This window comes from Microcella sp. (assembly GCF_030645145.1).
Classification (GTDB): domain Bacteria; phylum Actinomycetota; class Actinomycetes; order Actinomycetales; family Microbacteriaceae; genus Microcella.
The window spans coordinates 1-10,237 of sequence record NZ_JAUSMI010000018.1 but is presented as its reverse complement, the minus strand read 5'-3'; the positions used below and the strand labels follow the sequence as shown (position 1 = coordinate 10,237).

Genomic DNA, 10,237 nt, shown 5'->3' with positions numbered 1-10,237 from the left:
TCGAGGTCGTCGACCTGCTCGCCGTGCGCCTCACCCTGCGCGTCGCGCTCGACCTCCCCCTGCCGGACGTGGCGTCGGGCCCGCGGGCCGGTCGCGACGCGCTCGGCCTCGACGCGGTCGAGCGCGCGCTCGTCTGGCAGGCGGCGCTCGAGGCGCGCGTGCACGAGCGGCTGCTGTCGCGCGTGGGCACGGCACCGACCACCGTGGCCGACCCCGCGCCCCGCGCGCACCTCGTGTTCTGCATCGATGTGCGGAGCGAGGGCATCCGTCGCCGTCTCGAGCAGCAGGGCCCCTACGCGACCTCGGGCTTCGCCGGATTCTTCGGCATCGCCGCCGAGGTCGAGCCGCTCGCCGCGTCCGCGGCCTCGGCGGCGCTGCCCGTGCTGCTGAGCCCGCGCTACCGGGTCAGCGAGCGCCCCGTGCCGGGCGCCTGGCGCGGCGCGAAGTCGCTCGTCGACCGCCTCGCCGCGGGCCGGGCGTGGCGCTCGGCGCTGAAGGCGCCCGACTCCGTGGCGGGCGCGCCGCTCGGCTGGGCCGAGATGACCGGATGGCTGTGGGGTCCTGTCGCGGCCGGCCGCAGCATCCTCGCCGGTGCCGCGGCACGCGGCCGCCGCGCCGACGACCCGGTGGGCGCGCCCACGACGCTCTTCGACGTCGACTCGGCGCTCTCGGTGGAGGACCAGCTCGCCACCGCCGAGGTGATCCTGCGCACGATGGGCATGACGGCGCCGGATGCTCCGCTCATCGTGCTCGTCGGCCACGGCTCGACCACGACCAACAACGCCTACCGCACCGCGCTCGACTGCGGGGCCTGCGGCGGCCACCGCGGAGCCCCGAACGCGCGCATCGCGGCCGCCATCCTCAACAGCGAGGCCGTGCGCGCCGGGCTCGCCGCGCGCGGCATCGAGATCCCCGACGAGACGGTGTTCCTCGCCGCCGAGCACGACACGGTGAGCGACGCGATCACGATCGTCGACGCGTCGGCGCTCCCGGCCGAGCGGCGGGGCGAGCTCGATGCGCTGCGCGCCGACGCGGCGCGCGCCGCCGACGCGCTCCAGTGCGAGCGGGCCGCCGAGCTGCCGGGCTCCCGCACGGGAGCAGGTCGCGCGCGCCTCGAGCGCCGCGGCCGCGACTGGGCGCAGGTCTACCCCGAGTGGGGCCTCGCCCGCAACGCCGCGATCGTCATCGGGCCGCGCTCGCGCACCGCCGGAGTCGATCTTGAGCGCCGGGCCTTCCTGCACTCGTACGACCCCGAGGCGGATGTCGACGGGCAGGCTCTCGAGACGATCCTCACCGCGCCGCTCGTGGTCGCGCACTGGATCAACGCCCAGTACTACTTCTCGGCCGTCGACCCCGAGGTGCTCGGCGCCGGCTCGAAGACGGTGCACAACCTCGTCGGCGGCGCGGGCGTGCTCACGGGCCCCGGCGGCGACCTGCGCATCGGGCTGCCCTGGCAGTCGATCGGCACGCGCGCCGGGCTGCACCACGAGCCGCTGCGCCTGCTCGCCGTCGTCGACGCCCCGCTCGAGCGCATCGACGGCATCATCCAGCGCGCCGACATCGTCGCCGACCTCGTGCACGGAGACTGGGTCGTGCTCGTCGCTCCCGGCGCCGAGCCCGGCACCTGGGTGCGCCGCACGCGCGACGGCTGGGCGCCGTACTCCCTGACCACCAGCACCCCCGCGGCCGAGGCGGCCGTGAACCCCGACCAGGCCTCGAGCCCCGACGAGAAGGAGGCGGCATGAGCCGCGAAGCACTCACCCGCATGACCAAGATCGAGGTCGTCGCCCGCACCGTCGACAGCGACGCCGTGCGTCGCCAGATCGTCGCCTCGGGCGCGTCCGGCTACACGAGCCTGCCCGCCGTCACGGGACTCGGCCACCACGGCGCCCACGAGGGCCGCGCCCTGTTCAACGACCGCGACGCGCTCACCCTCACGATCACGGTCGTGCCCGACGACCGCGCCGACGACCTCATCGAGGGGCTGCGCTCGCTGCTCGAGCGGTCGACGGGCGTCATGTTCGTCTCCGACACCTACGTCAGCCGGCCGCACTACTTCAGCTGAGTCGCGACGCTCGCCCGGGTTGCTCGCCGCGACCGCGGCCTGAGCCGAGCATCCGCGCACAGAAACGGCGCCCGCCCCCGAGAGGGAGCGGGCGCCGTTCGCGCTGGGTGAGGCTCGAGCTACAGGCCCGGCGTCGTCATCGAGAGCACGTCGAGCAGCTCGTCGAGCTGCTGCTCGGTGACCTCGCCGCGCTCGACGAAGCCGAGGTCGACGACGGCCTCGCGCACCGTGAGGCCCTTGGCGACCGAGTGCTTGGCGACCTTCGCGGCGGCCTCGTAGCCGATGACGCGGTTGAGCGGCGTGACGATCGAGGGCGACGACTCGGCGAGAGCACGCGCGCGGTCGACGTTGGCCTCGAGGCCGACGACGGTCTTGTCGGCGAGCACGCGCGTCGAGTTCGCGAGCAGGCGGATCGACTCGAGCAGCGAGGTTCCCATGACGGGGATGGCGACGTTGAGCTCGAACGAGCCCGAGGCGCCCGCCCACGCGACCGTGGCGTCGTTGCCGATGACGCGCGCGCACACCATGAGCACGGCCTCGGGCACGACGGGGTTCACCTTGCCGGGCATGATCGACGAGCCGGGCTGCAGGTCGGGAATGCTGAGCTCGGCGAGGCCCGTGTTGGGGCCCGAGCCCATCCAGCGGATGTCGTTGCAGATCTTCGTGAGCGACACGGCGATGACGCGCAGCGCGCCGCTCGCCTCGACGAGGCCGTCGCGGGCGCCCTGCGCCTCGAAGTGGTCGAGCGCCTCGGTGATGGGCAGCCCGGTCGACGAGGCGAGCTCGGCGATGACCTTCTGCGAGAAGCCGAGCGGGGTGTTGATACCCGTGCCCGTCGCGGTGCCGCCGAGCGGCACCTCGGCGACGCGCTCGATCGTCGCCTGCACGCGAGCGATGCCGAGGCGGATCTGGCGGGCGTAGCCGGCGAACTCCTGGCCGAGCGTGACGGGCGTCGCGTCCATGAGGTGCGTGCGGCCGGCCTTGACGACCGTCGTCCAGAGCTCGGCCTTCGCCTCGAGCGCGCTCGCGAGGTGCTCGAGGGCGGGGATGAGGTCGGTGAGCAGCGCGCTCGTGACGGCGAGGTGCACCGAGGTTGGGAAGACGTCGTTCGACGACTGCGACGCGTTGACGTGGTCGTTGGGGTGCACCGCGAGGGCCTCGGTCGACGCGAGCGTCGCGAGCACCTCGTTCATGTTCATGTTCGAGCTCGTGCCCGAGCCGGTCTGGTAGGTGTCGACGGGGAAGTGCTCGTGGTGCTGGCCGGCGATGATCTGGTCGGCGGCGGCGACGATCGCGCTCGAGCGGTCGCCGTCGAGGATGCCCAGCTCGGCGTTCACGATCGCGGCGGCGCGCTTGATCTGCGCGAGGGCGACGATCTGGCCCGGCTCGAGGCCCGAGCCCGAGATGGGGAAGTTCTCGACGGCGCGCTGCGTCTGCGCGCGGTACAGGGCGCTGCGCGGGACGCGCACCTCGCCCATCGTGTCGTGCTCGATCCGGTACTCCGGCTCAGTGGTCTCGCTCACGGCGATCTCGTCCTTCTCGTAGAGGGGTGCAGGGGGTCGGCGCGCCGGTCAGATCTGGCCGACGACGATGTCGGGCACTGCTCGACCCTCGAGCAGGCGGTAGTTGGCACCGACGATAGCCAGGGTACCGGCGGCGACGGCGTCGCTGATGAGCTCGGAGGCCGCGAGCAGCTCGCCCACGGTGTCGCGCAGGTGCTCGCGACCGACGTCCTGCGCGTCGAGCTCGTGGATGTCCGTGGTGCCCTTCGCGAGAAGGCACCGGTCGACGGCGGGCTGGATGCGCTCGACGAGCCCGTGGATGTGCGGCGGCAGCGGGGGAGCATCGGCCCCGCGGGAGTCGATCGCGGCCCGCACCGCCCCGCACTCGTCGTGGCCGAGGACGAGGATGAGGGGCACCCCGAGGACGCCGACGGCGTACTCGAGCGAGCCGACGACGCTGCTCGAGATGACCTGGCCGGCGTTGCGCACGACGAAGAGGTCGCCGAGGCCCTTGTCGAAGATGATCTCGGCGGCGAGACGCGAGTCGCTGCAGCCGAAGAGGGCCGCGTGCGGCGCCTGCGACGAGGCGAGCTCGGCACGACGGTCGACGTCCTGACGGGGGTGGGCCGGCTCGCCCGCGACGAAGCGGGCGTTGCCGCGCTCCATCTCGCGCCAGACGTCGGCCGGGGTGCGCGTGGGTCCAGTCATGATCGTCCTCCGCGTGCGTGGTTCGGCTGGGGCGGTGGCGGTCGGCCGTCAGCGGCCGGCGTCGAGCTCGGCCGCGACCGCGGTGGCGAGCTGGGCGAACTCCGACTCCGACGCGGTGCCGTACAGCACCAGGGTGCTGTCGGCCGTCTCGGTCACGAGGGCGTAGCCGCGATTGCCGATGCCGTCCGCCTCCCGACGATCGTAGAGCGTCCAGTCGGCGCCGCCGATCTCGACGCTCTCACCCTCGCGGGTCGGCTGGCGCAGAGCCTGGTCGAGCCACGTCGGGTTGGCGTCGAAGCCCTGGAGGACCCCGATGAAGCGCTCCTCCGCCGTGATGAGGCCGACGTACCACTCCTGCACCGAGCCGTCGCTGCCGAGGTCGGCGCGGTTCGCGTACCAGCCCTCGGGCAGGTCGGGGGCGACGACGGGCATCCCGAGCCCGTTCTCGGCCTGCTCGGCCGTCGCGCGGTAGTCGACGCTCTCGGGGGTCGGATCCTCCCGGACCGTCACGACGACGAGGAACAGGACGATGAGCAGCGACGCGGCGATCGACAGCAGAAGGTTCGTCGACGACTGGTTGGCACGGCGCTTGCGGCGGTTCTCGGCGACGCGGGCCGCGCGCTCGTCGTCGGTCTCGGGCCTGCCGAGCTCGGCGACGATCGGGCGTCCGGTGACGGGGTCGGTCATGCGCGGATGCTCAGCCCTGCCCGGCCGCGGATCGCGCGGCATCGAGGCGCTCCTTCGCGCCGATCAGCCACTCCTCGCAGCGGCGGGCGAGCGCCTCGCCCCGCTCCCACAGGGCGATCGACTGCTCGAGCGTGGCGCCGCCCTGCTCGAGCTCGGTGACGACGCGCACGAGCTCGTCGCGGGCCTGCTCGTAGGAGAGCGCGTCGACGCCGTCGGTCGCGGAGGCGGCGGGAGGGGTCACATCAGCCATGGTAGGAGCGTCTCTCTGACTACGGGGTGGGGGTCTGCGGGGTGGACGCCTGCGGAGCGGGCGCCGGCTGCGCGCTCGCCGACGGCAGGGGCTCGCCCGCGGTCGCGGCGATCCGGCCGCGCGCGAGCGTGACGACGAGGGCGTCGCCCGCGGTCGTCTCGGCGGCATCGCGGACGACCGCGCCCGCGCCGGTCTGCACGATCGCGTACCCGCGGTCGAGCGTGTGCTGGGGCGAGAGCGCGCGGAGCTGGCCACGCCGCTCGGTGAGGTCGAGATGCGCGCGCTCGAGACCGCGCGTCGTGAGCTCGACGCCCCGGGCGACGAAGCGCGTGAGCTCCTCCGCCCGCTGGTCGATGATCCACGACGCGCTCGCGAGCGCCGGCCGTGAGCGGATCTGCGCGAGCCGGTCGATCTCGGTGCCGATGAGCCCGGTGACGCGCGTGAGCAGGCGCGAGCGCACCTGCTGCACCTTCGCGAGCTCGTCGCTCACGTCGGGCACGACGCGCTTCGCGGCGTCGGTCGGCGTCGAGGCGCGCAGGTCGGCGACCTCGTCGAGCAGCGGCCGGTCGTTCTCGTGCCCGATCGCGCTCACGAGGGGCGTCTCGCACGCGGCTGCGGCCCGCACGACGGCTTCGTCGCTGAAGGGCAGCAGGTTCTGGAAGTCGCCGCCGCCGCGCGCGACGATGATGACGTCGACCTCGGGGTCGGCGTCGAGCGCGCGGATGCCCGCGATGAGCTCGCCGACGGCGCGCTCGCCCTGGACGGCGGAGTGGTGGACGCGGAAGCGGACCGACGGCCACCGCAGCTGGGCGTTGCGGAGGACATCCTTCTCGGCATCGCTGTCGGCACCCGTCACGAGGCCGATGCAGTGCGGCAGGAAGGGGAGCGGCCTCTTGCGCGCCGGGTCGAACAGGCCCTCGGCGCGCAGCTGCTGCTTGAGGCGCTCGAGCCGCTCGAGCAGATCGCCGAGCCCGACGCGCCGCATCTCGAAGACCTGCATCGTGAGCGAGCCGCCCTTGACCCACCAGTTGGCCTTGACGAGCGCGACGACGCGATCCCCCTGCCCGAGGCCCTGCGGGAGCTTCGCCTTGACCGACGACCACACGGTGAACGAGACGGTCGCGTCCGCCGAGAGGTCTTTGAGCTTGCCGTAGACGTTGCCGCCCGAGACGCCCCACTGGGTGATCTCGCCCTCGACCCAGACGCTCCCGAGCCGGTCGATGTAGCCCTTGATCTTCTGCGACAGCTCGCCCACGGGCCAGGGCGCGTCGGCGGTGGACGGTGCCTCGCTCATGACCCTCCCTTGCCTCGATCGGCGGCCTCCGCCAGGGTAGTGGACGCCCCCGACGCCGACGCGGGCCGCCCGACGACCCGAGGAGACCATGCCGTTCCCCACACCCCTCGCGGTCGAGCGGCTCTCGAAGGTCTACGGCGAGGTCACCGCGCTCTCCGACGTGTCGTTCACCGCTCAGCCGGGCCGCGTCACGGGCTTCCTCGGCCCGAACGGCGCCGGCAAGACCTCGACCCTGCGCATCCTGCTCGGCCTCAACACCGCGACCGCGGGCACCGCGACGATCGCGGGCGTGCCGTACCGCGCGCTCGACCGGCCGCTCGCGCGCGTCGGCGGGTCGCTCTCGGCCGACGTCTTCCACCCCGGCCGCAGCGGGCGCTCCCACCTGCGCGCCCTCGCGCTCGCCGCGGGCATCCCGGCCGCGCGCGCCGACGCCGTCCTCGAGCAGGTCGGCCTCGCGCACGCCGGCCGACGCGCGGTCGGCGGCTACTCGCTCGGCATGCGGCAGCGCCTCGGCCTCGCGAGCGCCCTCCTCGGCGACCCCGACGCGCTCGTCCTCGACGAGCCCATCAACGGCCTCGACCCCGACGGCATCCGCTGGATGCGCGGCCTGCTGCGCGCGCTCGCCGACGAGGGCCGCACGGTGCTGCTCTCGTCGCACGTGCTGAGCGAGGTGCAGCAGACGGTGGATGACGTGGTCGTCATCCGCCACGGACGCATCGTCTTCGACGGCCCGCTCTCCGATCTCGAGGCGGGCACCGCGCGGGTGCGCGTCGACGCGCTCGACCGCACGGCGCTCGCGGCGGCGCTCGCCGCGGCCGGAGCCCGCGTCGACCCGGCCGAGCAGCCCGCCCGCGGTCTCGTCGTCGCCGGCCTCGACGCCGCGCGCACGGGCGAGATCGCCCGCGACGCCGGCATCGCCCTCACCCATCTGAGCGACGAGGGCGACGGCCTCGAGTCGGTCTTCCTCGCGCTCACGGCCGACGAGGAGGGCATCGCATGACCGCGCTCGCGACCGACCTCGCGCGCCAGACGGCGTCCGAGTTCGCCAAGGTCCTCTCGCTCCGCTCGTGGTGGCTGCTCGGTCTCGTCCTCGTGGTCTACATCGCCGTCACGGCGGGCGGCCTCGCGTTCTTCCTGAGCGACGTGGGCGCGCAGCTCGGCGGTGCGGGCGCTCCCGCTCTCGACCCCGTCGTGTCGGCGACCCTCGTCTACAGCAGCGTGACGGCCGTCGGCCTCGTCATCCCGCTCCTGTTCGGCGCGCTCCTCGCGACGACCGAGTACCGGCACCGCACGCTCACGCCGACCGTCCTCGCGCAGCCCCGCCGCGGCGTCGTGCTCGCCGCGAAGGCCGTCGTCGCGCTCGTCATGGGCGCGCTCTACGGCGTCATCGGGCTCATCGGCTCGGTCGGCGTCGGCGCGCCCGTGCTCGAGGCGCTCGGCGAGAGCTCGGCGCTCGACGAGCCCGAGGTCATCGGGCTCGTGCTGCGCACCCTCCTCGCCACCGCGCTGTGGTCGCTCCTGGGGCTCGGCCTCGGCGCCCTCCTGACGAGCCAGATCGCGGCGATCGTCGTCGTGCTCGCGTTCACGCAGTTCGTCGAGCCGATCCTGCGGATCCTCGCCGGCGCGTGGGAGACCACGGCCGCGATCGGGCGCTTCCTGCCCGGGGCGGCGACGGACGCGCTCGTCGGCGCGGGCATCCTGAGCTCTCTCGGGTCGATCGATCCGACCGTTCCGCAGGCGGCGACGGATGCGCTGCTCTGGTGGCAGGGAGGCCTCGTGCTCGCCGGCCTCGCCGCGGTGCTGCTCGTGGCGGCGGCCGCGACCACCCTGCGCCGCGACGTCGAGTAGCGGCGGCGGGCCCGGCCGTCGTCGGGCGGGCGGCCCACGCACGGCGGGCGCCCACTCGCGCCCTCGTAGACTGGCGACCGTGAGCACGATCACGAACGGCGCCCTCGGCGTCACCCTGACCACGCCCGTCGTCCCCGAGCGGCGCGAGCGCCTGCAGGCGACCGACGTCGCCGCGCCCCGCCGCATCCTCCTCGCCGCGCCGCGCGGCTACTGCGCCGGCGTCGACCGCGCCGTCATCGCGGTCGAGAAGGCCATCGAGCAGTACGGTGCGCCCGTCTACGTGCGCAAGCAGATCGTGCACAACGTGCACGTCGTGAGCGAGCTCGAGAAGTCGGGCGCGATCTTCGTCGACGAGGTCGACGAGGTCCCCGAGGGCTCGCACATCGTCTTCTCGGCGCACGGCGTGAGCCCGGCGGTCGTGCAGGGCGCCGCCGACCGAGGGCTCGCCGCGATCGACGCGACGTGCCCGCTCGTGACGAAGGTGCACCGCGAAGCGGTGCGCTTCGCGAAGCAGGACTACCGCATCCTGCTCATCGGTCACGCGGGTCACGAGGAGGTCGAGGGCACGATGGGGCACGCCCCCGAGCGCACGATCCTCATCGGCACGCCCGAGGAGGCCGACACGGTCGAGGTGCCCGACTCCGACGCGCTCATCTGGCTGTCGCAGACGACGCTGAGCGTCGACGAGACGATGGAGACCGTGCGCCGGCTGCGCGCCCGGTTCCCGCACCTGCAGGACCCTCCGAGCGACGACATCTGCTACGCCACCCAGAACCGCCAGGTCGCGATCAAGAAGGTCGCGCCGGATGCCGACCTCGTGATCGTCGTCGGCTCGGCCAACAGCTCCAACAGCGTGCGCCTCGTCGAAGTCGCGCTCGAGTACGGCGCCCGCGCCGCCTACCGCGTCGACTACGCGAGCGAGATCAAGCAGGAGTGGCTCGAGGGCGTCGCGACCGTGGGCGTCACGAGCGGCGCGAGCGTGCCCGAGGTCCTCGTCGAGCAGGTGCTCGCCGACCTCGCGGACGCCGGGTTCGCCGACGTCGAGGTCGTCAAGACGGCCGAGGAGGACCTCCTGTTCTCGCTGCCGAAGGAGCTGCGCACGACCGCGAGCGGCGAGCAGGACGCGCGCGCGCTCGGCGGTCGCACCCGCTCCTAGCCGACCGTCCCCCGCCGCCCGCGGGGTCCTGACCCGTTCGGCGCTCGCGCGCCGGTAGTCTGCGAGCAGCGCGCCGCTCGGGGCGCCTCGGGAGGGCCCATGGCATCGATCGCGCTGCCCCGCGATGTCGCTTCGGGCATCATCGTCCGCGGCTTCGCGACCGCTCAGCGCGCGGTGGTCGTCGTCGGCGCGGTGCTCACGGGCGTCGCGGTCACCGTCGCCGTGGTGTCGCGCGGCGGCGATCCGCTGCCCCTCCTCCCGGCCCTCGTCGCCCTCGCGACGATCGCCGCGCTCGCGCTGCGCCTCCTGCTGCGGCCGACCGTCGCGAGCGCGGTCGCCTTCCTCGCCGGGGGAGCGGTGGCCTCCGTCGTCTTCACGCTCGCCCTGCTGGGGGCGGATGCCCGGCTCGACGACCCCGGACCGTTCCTCCTCAACCGCGCCGCCACCGCGCTCGTCCTCGTCGGCGCGCTGCGCGGGAGCGCGCGCAGCGGCGTGCTGTGGACCGCCGCGGGGTTCCTGCTCGCCGAGCTCTCGCTCGTCGTCGCCTTCGTGCTCGCCGGCCGCAGCCCCGAGATCGGGGTCACGCCGCTGCTCGGCGCGATCGTCGTGCTCGTCGCCTACGGCGCCCTCGAGCTCGGCGGCGCCCGGGCCCGACGGAGCGTGCCCGACCTCGACCGTCTGCAGCGCGAGCTCGAGCTCGGCGACCGCGAGCGCGAGCTCGAGCGCC

11 protein-coding genes are annotated in these 10,237 nt (G+C 74.1%); 6 read left to right on the top strand and 5 right to left on the bottom strand.

The features are described from left to right. A partial coding sequence (locus Q7T15_RS01240; protein WP_304692466.1) for a putative inorganic carbon transporter subunit DabA occupies positions 1–1,745 on the top strand: 1,745 nt, incomplete at its 5' end. Continuing rightward, a complete protein-coding gene (locus Q7T15_RS01235) occupies positions 1,742–2,065 on the top strand; it encodes a transcriptional regulator (RefSeq protein WP_304692464.1) in 324 nt (107 codons plus the stop codon). The genes Q7T15_RS01240 and Q7T15_RS01235, both read left to right, overlap by 4 nt. A gap of 119 nt (positions 2,066–2,184) precedes the next feature. On the opposite strand, the gene Q7T15_RS01230 is transcribed toward Q7T15_RS01235, so the two are convergent. From Q7T15_RS01230 to xseA, 5 genes are read right to left on the bottom strand one after another with little or no spacing between them, the layout of a single operon-like run. Further along, positions 2,185–3,588: an aspartate ammonia-lyase gene (locus Q7T15_RS01230; protein ID WP_304692462.1), complete on the bottom strand. Its 1,404-nt coding sequence runs from the start codon at positions 3,586–3,588 to the stop codon at positions 2,185–2,187. 48 nt (positions 3,589–3,636) lie between these two features. Next, a complete protein-coding gene (locus Q7T15_RS01225; RefSeq protein ID WP_304692460.1) occupies positions 3,637–4,275 on the bottom strand; it encodes a carbonic anhydrase in 639 nt (212 codons plus the stop codon). A gap of 48 nt (positions 4,276–4,323) precedes the next feature. After that, a complete protein-coding gene (locus Q7T15_RS01220; protein ID WP_304692458.1) occupies positions 4,324–4,962 on the bottom strand; it encodes a DUF4245 domain-containing protein in 639 nt (212 codons plus the stop codon). 10 nt (positions 4,963–4,972) lie between these two features. Further along, positions 4,973–5,212: an exodeoxyribonuclease VII small subunit gene (locus Q7T15_RS01215; RefSeq protein WP_304692456.1), complete on the bottom strand. Its 240-nt coding sequence runs from the start codon at positions 5,210–5,212 to the stop codon at positions 4,973–4,975. 19 nt (positions 5,213–5,231) lie between these two features. Continuing rightward, the gene (xseA, locus tag Q7T15_RS01210) at positions 5,232–6,506 is read right to left on the bottom strand and encodes an exodeoxyribonuclease VII large subunit (RefSeq protein WP_304692454.1); all 1,275 of its coding nucleotides are present in this window, start codon (positions 6,504–6,506) and stop codon (positions 5,232–5,234) included. A gap of 88 nt (positions 6,507–6,594) precedes the next feature. Between xseA and Q7T15_RS01205 the strand changes: the two genes are divergently transcribed. The 4 genes from Q7T15_RS01205 to Q7T15_RS01190 form a co-directional block, all read left to right on the top strand. Next, a complete protein-coding gene (locus Q7T15_RS01205; protein ID WP_304692452.1) occupies positions 6,595–7,506 on the top strand; it encodes an ATP-binding cassette domain-containing protein in 912 nt (303 codons plus the stop codon). Beyond that, positions 7,503–8,354, top strand: coding sequence for an ABC transporter permease (locus Q7T15_RS01200; protein WP_304692450.1), 852 nt, complete (start codon positions 7,503–7,505; stop codon positions 8,352–8,354). The genes Q7T15_RS01205 and Q7T15_RS01200 overlap by 4 nt, the downstream gene beginning before the upstream one ends. A 151-nt stretch (positions 8,355–8,505) precedes the next feature. Continuing rightward, positions 8,506–9,510, top strand: a complete 1,005-nt coding sequence (locus Q7T15_RS01195) for a 4-hydroxy-3-methylbut-2-enyl diphosphate reductase (protein ID WP_304692468.1) — start codon at positions 8,506–8,508, stop codon at positions 9,508–9,510. 99 nt (positions 9,511–9,609) lie between these two features. Continuing rightward, a partial coding sequence (locus Q7T15_RS01190; RefSeq protein ID WP_370689069.1) for a hypothetical protein occupies positions 9,610–10,237 on the top strand: 628 nt, incomplete at its 3' end.